This window comes from Streptomyces sp. NPDC005302 (assembly GCF_040607345.1).
Lineage (GTDB): Bacteria > Actinomycetota > Actinomycetes > Streptomycetales > Streptomycetaceae > Streptomyces.
Genome location: NZ_JBEXGN010000005.1, coordinates 388,305 through 403,629, shown reverse-complemented (window position 1 = coordinate 403,629; position 15,325 = coordinate 388,305). Strand labels below are relative to the sequence as shown.

Sequence of the window (15,325 nt, the reverse complement as noted above, 5' to 3'; positions counted from 1 at the left end):
CGGCCCCTTTCAGGGGGGCCGCCCCATCGTCGTACGTAACGCCCTGCCCGCTAGCCGAGCGCCTTGCCGGGCAGCTCGACCTTCGCGCCGAGTTCGACCAGCTTCTCCATGAAGTTCTCGTAGCCGCGGTTGATCAGCTCGATGCCGTGGACCCGGGACGTGCCCTGGGCCGCCAGCGCCGCGATGAGGTACGAGAAGCCGCCGCGCAGGTCGGGGATGACCAGGTCGGCGCCCTGGAGCTTCGTCGGGCCCGAAACGACCGCGGAGTGCAGGAAGTTGCGCTGCCCGAATCGGCAGTTCGAGCCGCCGAGGCACTCACGGTAGAGCTGGATGTGCGCACCCATCTGGTTGAGCGCGGAGGTGAAGCCCAACCGGGACTCGTACACCGTCTCGTGGATGATCGACAGGCCGGTGGCCTGCGTCAGGGCGACGACCAGCGGCTGCTGCCAGTCCGTCTGGAAGCCGGGGTGGACGTCCGTCTCCAGGGCGATGGACTTGAGCTGCGAGCCCGGGTGCCAGAAGCGGATGCCCTCGTCGTCGATCTCGAAGGCGCCGCCGACCTTGCGGTAGGTGTTCAGGAACGTCATCATCGACCGCTGCTGGGCGCCGCGGACGTAGATGTTGCCCTCGGTCGCCAGGGCCGCGGAAGCCCAGGAGGCGGCCTCCAGGCGGTCCGGGAGCGCCGCGTGCGTGTAGCCGCCGAGCGTGTCCACACCGGTGATGCGGATCGTCCGGTCGGTGTCCATCGCGATGATGGCGCCCATTTTCTGCAGAACGCAGATCAGGTCCTCGATCTCCGGCTCCACCGCCGCGTTCGAGAGCTCCGTGACGCCCTCCGCGAGCACCGCGGTCAGCAGCACCTGCTCGGTCGCGCCGACCGAGGGGTAGGGCAGCTGGATCTTGGTGCCGCGCAGTCGCTGCGGGGCCTCCAGGTACTGGCCGTCCTCCCGCTTCTCGATCTTCGCGCCGAACTGGCGCAGCACCTCGAAGTGGAAGTCGATCGGCCGGCCGCCGATGTCGCAGCCGCCGAGGCCCGGGATGAAGGCGTGGCCGAGGCGGTGCAGCAGCGGGCCGCAGAAGAGGATCGGGATGCGCGACGAGCCCGCGTGGGCATCGATGTCAGCGACGTTCGCGCTTTCGACATGGGAGGGATCGAGGATCAGCTCGCCGGGTTCCTCACCCGGACGGACGGTCACACCGTGCAGCTGCAGCAGTCCGCGCACGACCCGCACGTCGCGGATGTCGGGGACGTTGCGCAGTCGGCTCGGACCACTGCCCAGGAGGGCGGCGACCATGGCCTTCGGTACGAGATTCTTCGCACCGCGGACACGGATCTCGCCCTCAAGCGGGGTTCCGCCGTGGACAAGCAGGACATCGTCGTTGACGGTCATGTATCTCGCGTTCCGATGAGTTGGGCAGGTGTGAGTCGTCGGCAGGCCGGTCGTACGGGAGCCGAACAGCAAGGGTAATGGCCGCCCACCCCCCCTCTGTAAGCCCGCGGACGCCTCAGGTGCGTCATAGCTTTGCCACAACACGAACCGTTCCGAAACGGGCACGCGGGGTCACCGCCCGCGGTGTGCGCGGCCGGCGCTCCGTTGCGCCCTGAGCTGCATTCACTCGCGTACGGGTATTGGCTCCCCATGGGACGGGAATGTGCGGGATCATGTCTGGCATGACCGAGGTGTCCTCGCTCACAGGGCGGCTGCTCGTGGCCACGCCCGCCCTGGCGGACCCGAACTTCGACCGTGCGGTGGTGCTGCTCCTCGACCACGACGAGGAGGGCTCCCTCGGTGTCGTCCTCAACCGGCCGACCCCCGTGGGCGTCGGGGACATCCTGGCGGCCTGGGCCGGCCTCGCCGGTGAGCCGGGTGTCGTGTTCCAGGGCGGGCCGGTCTCGCTGGACTCGGCGCTCGGGGTCGCGGTCATCCCGGGCGGGGCGTCCGCCGAGCGGGCGCCACTCGGCTGGCGGCGGGTGCACGGAGCGATCGGTCTCGTCGACCTGGAGGCCCCGCCGGAACTGCTCGCCTCCGCCCTCGGTTCCCTGCGCATCTTCGCCGGATACGCAGGCTGGGGCCCGGGCCAGCTGGAGAACGAGCTGGGCGACGGCGCCTGGTACGTCGTGGAGTCCGAGCCGGGAGACGTCTCCTCGCCGGCTCCGGAGCGGCTCTGGCGCGAGGTCCTGCGCCGCCAGCGCAGCGAGCTGGCGATGGTGGCGACGTACCCGGACGATCCGTCCCTGAACTGACCCCCGGCGCGCCCCCGCGGCTCCTCGGAGCGGCACGCGACCCTTCCCTCAACTGATGGCCCCGGGCCCCAGTACCCTTGGCTCCATGAGCACTCTTGAGCCTGAGACCCAGCCCCAGCGAGGCACGGGGACGGGGACCCTCGTAGAGCCGACGCCGCAGGTGTCGCACGGCGACGGGGACCACGAGCGCTTCGCCCATTACGTCCAGAAGGACAAGATCATGGCGAGCGCGCTGGACGGCACGCCCGTCGTGGCGCTGTGCGGCAAGGTGTGGGTGCCGGGCCGCGACCCTAAGAAGTATCCCGTGTGCCCCATGTGCAAGGAGATCTTCGAGTCCATGGGCGCCGGCGGCGACCAGGGCAAGGGCGGCGGCGACAAGAAGCAGTAACGCCCCGGCTCGCCCCGGCGCAGTACGCCGCGTGGACCGCGCACGGCCGCGGTGCCCCTGACGAGGGGCGCCGCGGCCTTGTCGTGCGCGGGGTCGGGTGCGAAGGGGTGGACGGAGTTGTCGCTGCGATTCCTGGGCGCGGCCCTCGGCAAGGTGGGGTACGGCCGGGAGGCCGAGCGGTTCGGTCCCGGTCTGCGGAAGCGGGTGGCCGGGACGCGCGCCGCGAACGCGGGGCTGTACGGCAGCGGGGGACCGGAGGCGAAGGACCTGGCCGAGCTGGTCATCGCGCTGGGCGGGGCGGCGACCGGCGGCTGCGGCATTCTGCTCGCGCGACAGGGCGACGTCGGTCACCCGCTGCCGACGTGGACGGTCGTCCTCGCCGTGCCCCTGCTCGCCTCCCTCGTGTTCGCCGGCGCCGGGGGCCTGTTGCGATGGCTGTACGGGCAGCGGTTCCTGAGGGAGGTTCTCCTGCCTCATGCCCTGCTGAAGCTCGAGTGTGCCGTCGCGGGCGCCCTCTTCGGAGGTGCCGTCCTGCTGGCGATCGGACACGCGGCCGAGCGGCAGTGGGCGGTGCTGGATCTCGGGGGCCATGCGTGGGTGTTCGTCGCGTCGGTCCGCGCGCTGTCCGTGCTGAGCGGGCGGGCTGCGGGGCGGGCCGCCCGGGAGGAGCGGGACGAGGAGCGCGACGTGGAGGGTGCCGAGGGCTGAGCGTTGCACGGAGTGCGTCGCGTGGTCACAGAGTGGTTGAGACCTCTTGTGGGCATGTTCATGTACTCCATAGCCTCCGGGGTGTTGTGCAGAGCAAAACCGCCATTGCGCATGTTGCAACGCGCGCAACCCCCCACCGGAGGACGCTCGATGAAGCTCTCTGCTCCCAGAATCCGCGCGGCCCGCACGGCCGCCGCCCTCGCGGCCCTGGTCGTCGCCACCGCCTGCGCCCCCCAGGCCTCCGACAACTCCTCGTCCGGCAAGGACGAGAAGAGCGGCACCCTGCGGGTCTGGCTCTTCCAGGAGGTCGGCAACAAGCCCAAGGAGAAGGTGGTCGACGCCGCCGTGGCCGCCTTCGAGAAGGCCCATGACGGCGCGCGGGTGAAGGTCGAGTACATCCCCGTGGAGACCCGCGCCCAGCGCATCAAGGCCGCCTTCAACGACCCGAAGAGCGCCCCGGACGTCATCGAGTACGGCAACACCGACACGGCCGGATACGTGAAGGACGGCGGACTCGCCGACGTCTCCGGGGACTTCGCCGCCTGGGACGAGGCCAAGGACACCGACCCGACCGCACGGCAGTCGGTCACCGTGGACGGCAAGGTCTACGGCGTCCCGTACTTCGTCGGCGTCCGCGCCCTGTACTACCGCACGGACGTCTTCAAGGAACTGGGCCTCACCGTCCCGAAGACGCAGGCCGAACTGGCCGCGACCGCGCGGAGGATCCACGCGGCGAAGCCCGACCTCTACGGGCTCGCCGTGGGCGGCGCCTACACCTACGGCGCGATGCCGTTCATCTGGGCCAACGGAGGCGAACTCGCCCAGGGCAAGGGCGGCTCCTACGCCTCCGCCATCGACAGCGCCGAGGCCCGGAAGGGCATCAAGGCGTACACCTCGCTCTTCGGCGACACCAACTGCCCCGCGGCCAAGTGCGCGGGCATGGGAGGCAACGACACGGTGACCGCCTTCGCCTCGGGCAAGGCCGCGATGGCGATCGGCGGCGACTTCAGCCACGCGGCGGTCGAGGCGGGGACGGTGAAGGGCAAGTACGCGGTGGTACCGCTGCCCGGCGTGAAGGCCGGCTCGGTGGCGCCCGCGTTCGCCGGGGGCAACAACCTCGGCGTCCTGAAGAGCACCGCGCACCGCACGCTCGCCGTCGACCTCATGGAGGAGTTGGCGTCCAAGAAGACGCAGAGCGAACTCTTCGACGCGATGGGCTTCCTGCCGACCTACACCGACGTCCGCGAACAGGTCGCCGACCGCGAGCCCTTCGTCGCGCCGTTCGTGAAGACCCTCGCCTCCGGCGCCAGGTTCGTGCCGGCCTCGCCCGCCTGGGCGCAGATCGACGCCTCGCTGGTCCTGCCGACGATGTTCCAGGAGATCGTCAGCGGCAAGAAGGACGTGACGAAGGCGTCCGACGACGCGGCGAAGAAGATGAACGACGCGTTCAGCTCCGCGGGCTGAGCGGATGGCGACGCCCGACACCCTCGCCGAGCGCCCGGGACGGGGGGCGGTCACCCGGACCGTCCCCCGCCCCGCGGGGCGCCGTGCCCGCGGACCCGCCGCCGGCCCCTCCCCGCGCGGGCGGGCCGGCCGGACCCCCTGGCTCTACCTCGCCCCCGCCCTGGTCGTCCTCGGCGGCCTGCTCGTCTACCCGATCTACCAACTCGGCCTGATCTCCTTCCTGGAGTACACGCAGGCCCAGGTCAGCGGCGGGCAACCGACCACCTTCGTGGGCCTCGGCAACTACACGGAGCTGTTCGCCGACGAACAGTTCTGGCAGGTGCTCCTCGCCACCGTGCTGTTCGCCGCGGCCTGCGTGGTGTCGACGCTGGCCACCGGATGCGCGCTCGCCGTGCTGCTCACCCGCGTACGGGCCCTGCCGAGGCTGGCGCTGATGCTGGCCGCGCTCGGCGCCTGGGCGACCCCCGCGGTCACCGGGTCCACGGTCTGGCTGTTCCTCTTCGACCCCGACTTCGGCCCCGTCAACCGGGTGTTCGGGCTCGGCGACCACTCCTGGACCTACGGCCGCCTCAGCGCCTTCGCGCTCGTCCTGCTCGAAGTGGTCTGGTGCTCCTTCCCGTTCGTGATGGTCACGGTCTACGCGGGCATCCGCGCCGTACCGTCCGAGGTCCTGGAGGCGGCCGCCCTGGACGGCGCCTCGCAGTGGCGGATCTGGCGCTCGGTGCTCGCGCCGATGCTCCGGCCGATCCTGGTGGTCGTCACCATCCAGTCGGTCATCTGGGACTTCAAGGTCTTCACGCAGATCTACGTCATGACGGGCGGCGGCGGCATCGCCGGGCAGAACCTCGTCCTGAACGTCTACGCCTACCAGAAGGCGTTCGCCGCCTCCCAGTACAGCCTCGGCGCGGCCATCGGCGTCGTGATGCTGGTGCTGCTGCTCGCGGTCACGCTGGTCTACCTGCGGCTCCTGCGCCGACAGGGGGAGGAACTGTGAGCCTGCTCAAGGCCGTTGTCCGGCGCCCACGGCGTCCCTGGCGGCTCGCCGCCGAGACGACGGCCCTGCTCGTCGCCGTCGTGGTCGCCTTCCCCCTCTACTGGATGGTGCTCGGCGCCTTCAAGCCGGCCGGGGAGATCGAGTCCACCGCGCCCCGGCCCTGGACGGCCTCGCCCACGCTGGATTCCTTCCGCCGCGTCTTCGGGCAGCAGGAATTCGGCCGTTACTTCCTCAACAGCCTCGTCGTGGCGGGTTCCGTGGTGATCGCGTCGGCGCTCATCGCGTTTCTCGCCGCGACCGCCGTCACGCGATTCCGTTTCCGATTCCGGACCACCCTGCTGATCATGTTCCTGGTGGCCCAGATGGTGCCGGTCGAGGCCCTGACGATCCCTCTGTTCTTCCTCATGCGGGACGCCGGCCAGCTGAACACGCTGGGCTCGCTGATCCTGCCGCACATCGCCTTCTCGCTGCCCTTCGCGATCTGGATGCTGCGCGGTTTCGTCAAGGCCGTTCCGGAGGCGCTGGAGGAGGCCGCGTACATCGACGGCGCGAGCCGCGCGCGATTCCTCTGGCAGATCCTTTTCCCGCTCGTCCTCCCGGGCCTCGTGGCCACCAGTGTGTTTTCCTTCATCTCGGCCTGGAACGACTTCCTGTTCGCCAAGTCCTTCATCATCAGCGACACCTCGCAGTCCACCCTGCCGATGGCTCTTCTCGTCTTCTACAAGCCGGACGAACCCGACTGGGGCGGAGTGATGGCCGCTTCCACGGTGATGACGATTCCGGTGCTGATCTTCTTCGTTCTCGTACAGCGACGACTCGTCTCCGGCCTCGGCGGAGCGGTAAAGGACTGATGGACATGATGGATACGGGCCTGATTCCGGCTCCCCTCGCCGTCGAGGGCGGCGGGCGCGGGGCGTTCACCCTCGGCGTGGACACCACGCTGTCCGCCGGGCCCGGCACCGAGGGCACCGAACGCTGGCTGCGCTCGACGCTCGGCGCGGCCCTCGGACTGCCCCTGCGACCTGCGCCGCAGGACGTTCCCGGCGGAGTGCGGCTGCTCCTCGACGACACCCTCGGAGCGGAGGCGTACCGGCTCGACATCGGCGACGCCGGAGCCGAGATCCGGGGCGGCGACGCGGCCGGGGTGTTCTGGGGCGCGCAGACGCTGCGTCAACTGCTCGGCGCCGACGCCTTTCGCCGCGCCCCCGTCGGCCCGGTGACGTCCCGGGAAATCGCGGCCCGCACCATCGAGGACGCTCCCCGATTCCGCTGGCGCGGCCTCATGCTCGACGTGGCACGGCACTTCATGCCGAAGGAAGGCGTCCTGCGCTACCTCGACCTGCTGGCCGCCCACAAACTCAACGTCTTCCACTTCCACCTCAGCGACGACCAGGGCTGGCGTGTCCAGATCAAGCGCTACCCGAAGCTGACGGAGGTCGGTTCCTGGCGGGCCCGCACCAAATTCGGCCACCGGGCCTCGCCCCTGTGGGACGACAAGCCGCACGGCGGCTTCTACACCCAGGACGACATCCGCGAGATCGTCGCCTACGCGGCCGACCGGCATATCGCCGTCGTCCCGGAAATCGACATCCCGGGGCACTCGCAGGCGGCCATCGCCGCGTATCCGGAACTGGGCAACACCGACGTCGTCGACACGGCCTCGCTGGCCGTCTGGGACAACTGGGGCATCGCCAAGAACGTACTCGCCCCCACCGACAACACCCTGCGCTTCTACGAGGGGGTCTTCGAGGAACTCCTCGACCTGTTCCCGACGGACCCCGCGCGCTTCCCGGAGTTCTCCGGCTTCTTCCACATCGGCGGCGACGAGTGCCCCAAGGACCAGTGGAAGCAGTCGGCGACCGCGCAGGCGCGCATCAAGGAACTCGGGCTCGCCGACGAGAACGCCCTGCAGTCCTGGATCATCCGGCACTTCGACAACTGGCTCTCCGAGCGCGGGCGTCGGCTCATCGGCTGGGACGAGATCCTGGAGGGCGGGCTGGCGCCGGGCGCCGCGGTCTCCTCGTGGCGCGGCTACCAGGGCGGGGTCACGGCCGCGCGCGCGGGCCACGACGTCGTCATGTGCCCCGAGCAGCACGTGTACTTGGACTACCGGCAGGCCGCCGGCGAGGACGAGCCGGTGCCCATCGCGTACGTGCGCACCCTGGAGGACGTCTACCGCTTCGAGCCCGTTCCCTCGCAGCTCACCGAGGCGGAGGCGCGGCACGTGCTGGGCACGCAGGCCAACCTGTGGACCGAGGTGATGGAGGACCACACGCGCGTGGACTACCAGGCGTTCCCGCGGCTCGCCGCCTTCGCCGAGGTCGCCTGGAGCCGCCTTCCGGCGCCCGCCGAACGGGATTTCGCCGGTTTCGAGCACCGGATGACCGACCACTACGCGCGCCTCGACGCCCTCGGGGTGGGCTACCGGCCGCCGTCCGGACCGCTGCCGTGGCAGCGGCGCCCCGGCGTCCTCGGACGTCCGATCGAGGGAGCGCCCCCGAACGTGTGAGGCGGCCGCGGACCGGCGTGCCCCGCGCCGCGCGCCCCGGCGCGGTGACCCCACAAGGAAAAAGGCCCCAGGCATCACCGAAGAGTGGCAATTCACGCTCACCGGTGATGCCGTGCGAAAACGGACCATCTCCCTGGTGACGGGGGCGAATGCCTCCTAGCGGACCCCCGCGCCGAGCCCCGGGGAAGATGTGCCAGAGTTGCCACGTCCGCCCTGTCAGCACGTACCGTACGGCAGCACAGGTGGGACCAGGTGGGGCAGCGGGAAGGGGCAGCCGGTTTGACCACGCACGCACCGCAGGCGGCGCAGGCCGTGACGCTGCCCGTCTCGCTGGACGAGGCGGTCGCGGCACTGTCTGCCATGCCCGCCGCCGTTCCCGTGGCCGGCGGCACCGATCTGATGGCCGCGGTCAACTCCGGGCAGCTCAGGCCGGCCGCGCTGGTCGGCCTCGGCCGGATCAGCGAGATCCGCGGCTGGCAGTACCAGGACGGACACGCGCTGCTAGGCGCCGGACTCACCCACGCCCGGATGGGCCGCCCCGACTTCGCCGCCCTCATCCCGGCGCTCGCCGCCGCCGCGCGAGCGGCCGGACCGCCGCAGATCCGCAACGCGGGCACCCTGGGCGGCAACATCGCCTCGGCCGCGCCCACCGGTGACGCGCTGCCCGTACTGGCCGCCCTGGAAGCCACGTTGATCATCGCGGGGCCGGGCGGAGCCCGCCGCGAGATCCCCGTGTCGCACCTGCTCGCGGGCGTGGACATGCTCCGCGGCGGCGAACTCATCGGCTACGTGCGCGTGCCGCTGCTGCACGCCCCGCAGGTCTTCCTGAAGGCCACCGGACGCACCGGACCCGGGCGGGCGATCGCCTCCGTGGCGCTCGTCCTCGACCCGGCCCGGCGCGGGGTGCGGTGCGCCGTGGGCGCCATAGCGCCGATGCCGCTGCGGCCCCTGGACGCCGAGGCCTGGGTGGCCCAGCTCATCGACTGGGACAACAGCCGGACGATCGTCCCCGAGGCGCTGACCGCCTTCGGGGAGTACGTCGCGGCGGCCTGCATCCCCGACCCCGTCCCCGCCGAGGACGGCTCCGTGCAACAGCTTCCGCCCGCGGTACTGCACCTGCGGCGCACCGTCGCCGCCCTGGCCCGACGAGCACTCGGGAGGGCGCTGTCGTGACCGACGACCAGCACGAGGAAGGCGCCCGCCGGAGCGGCGGCCGCTGGGACCCGCTGCCCCAGGGCGACTACGACGACGGCGCGACCGCCTTCGTCAAGCTCCCCGAGGGCGGTATCGAGGCCCTCCTCGCCTCCAGGGAGCCGCTCGCGGCGCCCGGACACGGGTACGTCCCCCCGCAGATCGACGTGACGCCCGGCCCGCCCGACGCCGGTGACCCGGCGGCCGCCGGGACGTGGGGCGCGCAGGGCGGCGGTTCCTGGCCGGACCCGAACGCCGCGCAGCAGGGGGCCGGCGCCCACGACGACCGGTTCGCCTACCAGCCGGGCGCCACCGGGCAGTGGGAGTACGCCGAATACGCCGACACCGCCCCCGAGGGCACCGGCCGCGGTGCCGGCTACGACGGCGGACACGACGCGGCGCGCGAGGGTGAACACGGCGCCGGGCACGACGTGACCGGGCAGTGGTCGATTCCGGTCGCCGTAGGTGATCTTCCGGATGAATCGGGCGAGTTCACCACATCGGCACTCGTCGAACAGTGGGGCGGCACACCGCCCGCCACGCTGCCGGGCGGCGCGTCGGCGCCCTGGGCGAGCGAGATCGGGCAGGCCTGGAGCACGGACCCGCGCGACGCGGCCCCTGAGGGCCCCGCGGACCCCGCGCCGCAGTCACCTCCGCCCCCGCACTCCCAGGCCCCCCAGCGACCCGCGGAGCCCGCGTACGAAGCCGCCGAGTTCGCCGCCGCCGAACCAGTGGCCGACCCTGCGCCCGAAGCGCCCGCGGAGGACATCCGGGACGACGGCTCCGACGGGTCCGACGACACCGGGACACCCGCCGCCGACAGCCCGGAGACTGCCCACGACGACGGTCTCGCGGCGGACGCCGACGACGAGAGCCCGGACGCGGACCACCCGGCCACCGCCCCGCACGACGAACACCCCCTCGCCTCCTACGTCCTGCGCGTCAACGGCGCCGACCGGCCCGTCACCGACGCGTGGATCGGCGAGTCCCTGCTCTACGTCCTGCGGGAGCGGCTCGGCCTCGCGGGCGCCAAGGACGGCTGCTCGCAGGGCGAGTGCGGCGCCTGCAACGTCCAGGTCGACGGCCGGCTCGTCGCCTCCTGCCTGGTGCCCGGCGTCACCGCCGCCGGCAGCGAGGTGCGCACCGTCGAGGGCCTGGCCGCCGAGGGACAGCCCTCCGACGTGCAGCGCGCCCTGGCCAAGTGCGGCGCCGTGCAGTGCGGTTTCTGCATCCCCGGCATGGCGATGACCCTCCACGACCTCCTGGAGGGCAACCCCGCGCCCACCGAACTGGAGACCCGCCAGGCGCTGTGCGGCAACCTGTGCCGCTGCTCCGGCTACCGCGGTGTCCTGGACGCCGTGCGCGAGGTCGTCGCCGAACGCGAGCACGCGTCGTCCGCGCCCGACACCGGCCCCGACGCGGACGAGGCGCGCATCCCGCACCAGGCGGGCCCCGGCGCCGGCGGCGTCCACCCGTCCGCCTACGAGGACGACGACGCCTACGGCTCCCAGGCCTCGCACGAACAGCCGTACGGCCAGGACGGAGGCCAGGCGTGACCAACCAAGCCGCGACCGCGACACCGGCATCGCCGGAGACGGGCCCCGAGCCCCTGCCGCACGGACTCGGCGTCTCCCTGCCGACCGCCGAGGCCCGCGCCAAGACCGAGGGCACCTTCCCGTACGCGGCCGACCTGTGGGCCGAGGGGCTGCTGTGGGCCGCCGTGCTCCGCTCGCCCCACCCGCACGCGCGCATCGTCTCCATCGACACCCGGCACGCGCGCGAGATGCCCGGCGTGCGCGCCGTCATCACGCACGAGGACGTCCCCGGCAGCGCCCTGCACGGCCGCGGCAGAGCCGACCGGCCGGTGTTCGCCTCCGAGGTCGTGCGCCACCACGGCGAGCCCATCGCCGCCGTCGCCGCCGACCACCCCGACACCGCGCGGATGGCCGCCGCCGCCGTCATCGTCGAGTACGAGGTGCTCGAACCGGTCACCGACCCGGAGCAGGCCTTCGAAGCCGAACCCCTGCACCCCGACGGCAACCTGATCCGGCACATCCCGCTGCGCCACGGCGACCCGGACGCCGCGGGCGACATCGTCGTCGAGGGCCTGTACCGCATCGGCCGCCAGGACCCCGCCCCGATCGGCGCCGAGGCCGGACTCGCCGTGCCCCGCCCCGACGGCGGCGTCGAGCTCTACGTCGCCTCCACCGACCCGCACACCGACCGCGACACCGCCGCCGCCTGCTACGGCCTGGACCCCGCGCGCGTGAAGGTCGTCGTCACCGGCGTCCCCGGGGCCACCGCCGACCGCGAGGACCAGGGCTTCCAGCTCCCGCTCGGCCTGCTCGCGCTGACGACCGGCTGCCCGGTGAAACTCACCGCTACGCGCGAGGAGTCCTTCCTCGGCCACGCCCACCGGCACCCGACCCTGCTGCGCTACCGGCACCACGCCGACGCCGAGGGCAAGCTGGTCAAGGTCGAGGCGCAGATCCTGCTCGACGCCGGCGCCTACGCCGACACCTCCGGCGAGTCCCTGGCCGCGGCGGTCTCCTTCGCCTGCGGCCCGTACGTCGTCCCGAACGCCTTCATCGAGGGCTGGGCCGTCCGCACCAACAACCCCCCGTCCGGCCACGTGCGCGGCGAGGGCGCCCTCCAGGTCTGCGCCGCCTACGAGGCCCAGATGGACAAGCTGGCCAAGAAGCTCGGCGTCGACCCCGCGGAACTGCGGCTGCGCAACGTGATGGCCACCGGGGACGTCCTGCCCACCGGCCAGACGGTCACCTGCCCGGCGCCCGTCGCCGAACTGCTCCAGGCCGTACGGGACTTCCCGCTGCCCGCCCTCCCCAAGGACACCCCCGAGGACGAGTGGCTGCTGCCCGGCGGCCTCGAGGGCGCGGGCGAACCCGGCGCCGTACGCCGCGGGGTCGGCTACGCCCTCGGCATGGTCCACATGCTCGGCGCCGAGGGTGCCGACGAGGTCTCGACGGCCACCGTGAAGGTCCACGACGGCGTCGCCACCGTGCTCTGCGCGGCCGTGGAGACCGGACAGGGCTTCACCACACTGGCCCGGCAGATCGTCCAGGAGACCCTCGGCATCGACGAGGTGCACGTGGCGCCCGTCGACACCGACCAGCCCCCGGCGGGTCCCAGCTGCCGCGGCCGGCACACCTGGGTCTCCGGCGGAGCCGTCGAACGCGCCGCCAAGATGGTCCGTACGCAGCTGCTCCAGCCGCTGGCGCACAAGTTCGGCATGTCCACCGAGCTCCTCCAGATCACCGACGGCAAGATCACCTCGTACGACGGCGTCCTGTCGACCACCGTCACCGAGGCGATGGACGGCAAGGAGCTGTGGGCGACCGCGCAGTGCCGCCCGCACCCGACCGAACCGCTCGACGAGGCCGGCCAGGGCGACGCCTTCGTGGGCCTCGCCTTCTGCGCCATCCGCGCGGTGGTGGACGTCGACATCGAACTCGGCTCCGTCCGGGTCGTGGAGCTCGCGCTCGCCCAGGACGTCGGCCGGATCCTCAACCCGGCCCAGCTCACGGCCCGTATCGAGGCGGGTGTCACCCAGGGCGTCGGCGCCGCGTTGACCGAGAACCTGCGCACCGCCCGCGGCCTGGTCCGGCACCCCGACCTCACCGGCTACGCCCTCCCGACCGCCCTGGACACGCCCGACATCCGGATCGTCAAGCTGGTCGAGGAGCGCGACGTCGTCGCCCCCTTCGGAGCCAAGGCGGCCAGCGCGGTGCCGGTCGTGACGTCACCCGCCGCCGTCGCGTCCGCCGTCCGGGCGGCCACCGGCCGACCGGTCAACCGTCTTCCGATCCGCCCGCAGGCAGCGGTGGTGACGGCGCCGTGACCGCGCCCGAGCCCGCGCCCGGCGATACGGCACCCGGCACCGACTCCGCGCCCGGCACCGGCGTTCCCGCCCCTCAGGCCGCCGACGAACAACCTCGCTACGAACCCCCGCCCAGCGTCGGCAAGCTCTTCTTCTGGGTGCTGCTCTTCGTCCTGGCGGCGGTGGTCGTCGTCGTGGGCGGGGTCTACTTCACCTGAGACGCGACGTCCGGGGCCATGGCCTCGGACCCGGCTCTCGGCCCTCCGCCGGGGCCCTCCACCGTCGGCCCCTCGCGCCCCGCTCGCGAACGGCCCCGGCGCCACTCGAGGAACGGTCGAGCCCCCTCCTCCCTCCCCGTGGATCATGGGCGTGACCTGCGCGTCCCCGCCCGGCGGGAGACCCTTTCCCGCGACTTCCCTGCGTTGTCAGTGGGGCGGCGTATGGTTCTCGCTCAATGGGGAACTGCCGTGGGACGACCGGCCGTTCTCTCCGGGGGAAGCACAAGCGTTCACATGCGCGGGGGAGCCATGAGCACGACTGACACCGATGTCGGCGGCGCGATCACACTGTCCGACCACGAGCTGGATCCGTACGTCACACACCCGTCCACGCGGCACCTCCTCACGGGCACCGGACTGCCCGCGGAGAGCGCGCTGCTGGGGTTCGACGCGCTGCGGGAGCACGGCCTGCGCACCCTGGCCGACCTGACGGGCGACGCCGACAGGCTCGCCGAAGAGCTGCGCGACCGGCTCGTCATCGGGGCGCTGCGCAGCCTGGACCGGGACCTGGAGTCGCTCGTGCTCGACGGGACGACGGGCGAGGTCTCCTCGGCGCGCGTCCCGGGAAGCCCCGCCGACCTCGACCTGTCGCCGCTGGCCCCCTCCCTGGAGGCCCTGCTGCGCTTCGCGGCGGCCACCGAGGAACTGACGGCGCCCCTCGGCCGCCCGGGCCCCTTCGGTCCGAAGGCGGTCGCGGAGACGTCGGACCGGCTGGGCTCGGTCTTCGAGAACGCCGCCGGCGCCGACGTGCCGCCGTACTGGCGGATGGCCGCGCTGATCCGCCCGCTGGCCAGGATCGCCGGACCCGGCGAGGGACTCGTCCTCGGCCTGCCGAAGCGGCTGCTGGACGAGGAGTTCGGCGCTGGCGGGATCATGCGCTTCGAGGACGTCGACTTCCCGCGCGCGCTGACGCACGAGCCGACCCGCCGCTTCCTGCGCGAGACCGGCCTGCCCGAGGACGGGCTCCTCTTCCAGCTGGACACGGAGGTGCCGCTGCCGGCCCTCACCGAGTACTACGCGGACGAGCGCCCCGACGCGTCCGCCGCCGGCCACCTCCCGGTCACCGCCTGCCGCCTGATCCGCCTCGGCGGCCTCGTGGAGGACACGAGCCTGGTCGTGGACGGCGCCACGGGCGCGGTGCTGGCCTGGAGCGAGCCGGACCTGACCCTGCGCCCGCTCAACGCGGACATCTCCACGCTGGCGTTCACCCTGTGGCTCCTGCACCGCGAGCGCACCCTGGACGCGGTCCACGGCCTGAGCGACTCCTACGAACACCTCGCGGCCACGCTGACGGAAACCCTCGCCACCGTGGACCCCGTGGCCTGCGACCGCACCCCGACCCTCCCGGACGACGACGGCCTGCGCCACTGGCCCGAGATATTCGAGGACCGGGCTGGCGGCTCGCTGCACGCGTAGCGCCCGGGGTCCCCGCCGGCGGGGAAACGAGAAGCGGCCGCCCCCGAACCGGGGACGGCCGACCTTCACGGAGGCCGTGGCGGGAATCGAACCCGCGTAACTCGCTTTGCAGGCGAGTCCCTGAACCACTCGGGCACACGGCCGTTCTCAGGTGCGGCACGGCTCACTCGTTCCGAACCTGATGGGTCGACCGTAGGCGGGTGGGGCGGCCGGCTCAAGAGGTCCGGCGCCGCCGCAACGCGACTGCCACACGCCGTTCACGAATGCCGGGCGGGCGGTGCGGGGGAGTGGTCG

The 15,325-nt window shown here is 72.4% G+C and carries 13 protein-coding genes and 1 tRNA gene; 12 read left to right on the top strand and 2 right to left on the bottom strand.

Annotation, left to right across the window (positions count from 1 at the left end):
- Nucleotides 1-50: 50 nt before the first annotated feature.
- Nucleotides 51-1,391 (bottom strand): UDP-N-acetylglucosamine 1-carboxyvinyltransferase, encoded by a 1,341-nt coding sequence (gene murA / locus ABZT74_RS10490; RefSeq protein ID WP_355862824.1) that lies wholly within the window; start codon nucleotides 1,389-1,391, stop codon nucleotides 51-53.
- A 281-nt stretch (nucleotides 1,392-1,672) separates the two neighbouring features.
- On the opposite strand from murA, the gene ABZT74_RS10485 reads away from it, so the two are divergent.
- The 12 genes from ABZT74_RS10485 (at nucleotide 1,673) to ABZT74_RS10430 (ending at nucleotide 15,031) form a co-directional block, all read left to right on the top strand.
- Complete coding sequence (locus ABZT74_RS10485; protein WP_355862826.1) at nucleotides 1,673-2,245, top strand: YqgE/AlgH family protein; 573 nt, start codon at nucleotides 1,673-1,675, stop codon at nucleotides 2,243-2,245.
- Between the two features lie 85 nt (nucleotides 2,246-2,330).
- Nucleotides 2,331-2,633 (top strand): DUF3039 domain-containing protein, encoded by a 303-nt coding sequence (locus ABZT74_RS10480; protein ID WP_355862828.1) that lies wholly within the window; start codon nucleotides 2,331-2,333, stop codon nucleotides 2,631-2,633.
- 117 nt (nucleotides 2,634-2,750) lie between these two features.
- On the top strand, nucleotides 2,751-3,341 hold the full coding sequence (locus tag ABZT74_RS10475; protein ID WP_356434035.1) for a hypothetical protein: 591 nt from the start codon (nucleotides 2,751-2,753) through the stop codon (nucleotides 3,339-3,341).
- 150 nt (nucleotides 3,342-3,491) lie between these two features.
- Nucleotides 3,492-4,805 carry an extracellular solute-binding protein gene (locus ABZT74_RS10470; protein WP_356176460.1) on the top strand — a complete coding sequence of 438 codons (1,314 nt, stop codon included), beginning with the start codon at nucleotides 3,492-3,494 and terminating at the stop codon, nucleotides 4,803-4,805.
- Nucleotides 4,806-4,809: 4 nt separating this feature from the next.
- Nucleotides 4,810-5,799 (top strand): sugar ABC transporter permease, encoded by a 990-nt coding sequence (locus ABZT74_RS10465; RefSeq protein WP_356176458.1) that lies wholly within the window; start codon nucleotides 4,810-4,812, stop codon nucleotides 5,797-5,799.
- The gene (locus tag ABZT74_RS10460; protein ID WP_356434034.1) at nucleotides 5,796-6,650 is read left to right on the top strand and encodes a carbohydrate ABC transporter permease; all 855 of its coding nucleotides are present in this window, start codon (nucleotides 5,796-5,798) and stop codon (nucleotides 6,648-6,650) included. The genes ABZT74_RS10465 and ABZT74_RS10460 overlap by 4 nt, the downstream gene beginning before the upstream one ends.
- A gap of 8 nt (nucleotides 6,651-6,658) precedes the next feature.
- Nucleotides 6,659-8,308, top strand: a complete 1,650-nt coding sequence (locus ABZT74_RS10455) for a beta-N-acetylhexosaminidase (RefSeq protein WP_356176507.1) — start codon at nucleotides 6,659-6,661, stop codon at nucleotides 8,306-8,308.
- Nucleotides 8,309-8,587: 279 nt separating this feature from the next.
- Nucleotides 8,588-9,481 (top strand): FAD binding domain-containing protein, encoded by an 894-nt coding sequence (locus ABZT74_RS10450; RefSeq protein WP_356176454.1) that lies wholly within the window; start codon nucleotides 8,588-8,590, stop codon nucleotides 9,479-9,481.
- A complete protein-coding gene (locus ABZT74_RS10445) occupies nucleotides 9,478-11,055 on the top strand; it encodes a (2Fe-2S)-binding protein (protein ID WP_356434033.1) in 1,578 nt (525 codons plus the stop codon). Before ABZT74_RS10450 ends, ABZT74_RS10445 begins: the two co-directional genes overlap by 4 nt.
- Nucleotides 11,052-13,358 (top strand): molybdopterin cofactor-binding domain-containing protein, encoded by a 2,307-nt coding sequence (locus tag ABZT74_RS10440; RefSeq protein ID WP_355862842.1) that lies wholly within the window; start codon nucleotides 11,052-11,054, stop codon nucleotides 13,356-13,358. The genes ABZT74_RS10445 and ABZT74_RS10440 overlap by 4 nt, the downstream gene beginning before the upstream one ends.
- Nucleotides 13,355-13,555 carry a hypothetical protein gene (locus ABZT74_RS10435; RefSeq protein WP_356434031.1) on the top strand — a complete coding sequence of 67 codons (201 nt, stop codon included), beginning with the start codon at nucleotides 13,355-13,357 and terminating at the stop codon, nucleotides 13,553-13,555. The genes ABZT74_RS10440 and ABZT74_RS10435 overlap by 4 nt, the downstream gene beginning before the upstream one ends.
- 309 nt (nucleotides 13,556-13,864) lie before the next feature.
- Nucleotides 13,865-15,031 carry an SUKH-4 family immunity protein gene (locus ABZT74_RS10430; RefSeq protein ID WP_356434029.1) on the top strand — a complete coding sequence of 389 codons (1,167 nt, stop codon included), beginning with the start codon at nucleotides 13,865-13,867 and terminating at the stop codon, nucleotides 15,029-15,031.
- 71 nt (nucleotides 15,032-15,102) lie between these two features.
- Here ABZT74_RS10430 and ABZT74_RS10425 read toward each other — a convergent pair.
- Nucleotides 15,103-15,174 (bottom strand) — tRNA-Cys (locus ABZT74_RS10425).
- Nucleotides 15,175-15,325: the final 151 nt, after the last annotated feature.

Bases quoted from the DNA above. Each gene is read 5' to 3' on its own strand.
- ABZT74_RS10465 (WP_356176458.1), top strand. From the start codon at position 4,810: ATGGCGACGCCCGACACCCTCGCCGAGCGCCCGGGACGGGGGGCGGTC.
- ABZT74_RS10480 (WP_355862828.1), top strand. From the start codon at position 2,331: ATGAGCACTCTTGAGCCTGAGACCCAGCCCCAGCGAGGCACGGGGACG.
- murA (WP_355862824.1), bottom strand. From the start codon at position 1,391: ATGACCGTCAACGACGATGTCCTGCTTGTCCACGGCGGAACCCCGCTT.
- ABZT74_RS10455 (WP_356176507.1), top strand. From the start codon at position 6,659: ATGGATACGGGCCTGATTCCGGCTCCCCTCGCCGTCGAGGGCGGCGGG.
- ABZT74_RS10470 (WP_356176460.1), top strand. From the start codon at position 3,492: ATGAAGCTCTCTGCTCCCAGAATCCGCGCGGCCCGCACGGCCGCCGCC.
- ABZT74_RS10485 (WP_355862826.1), top strand. From the start codon at position 1,673: ATGACCGAGGTGTCCTCGCTCACAGGGCGGCTGCTCGTGGCCACGCCC.
- ABZT74_RS10430 (WP_356434029.1), top strand. From the start codon at position 13,865: ATGAGCACGACTGACACCGATGTCGGCGGCGCGATCACACTGTCCGAC.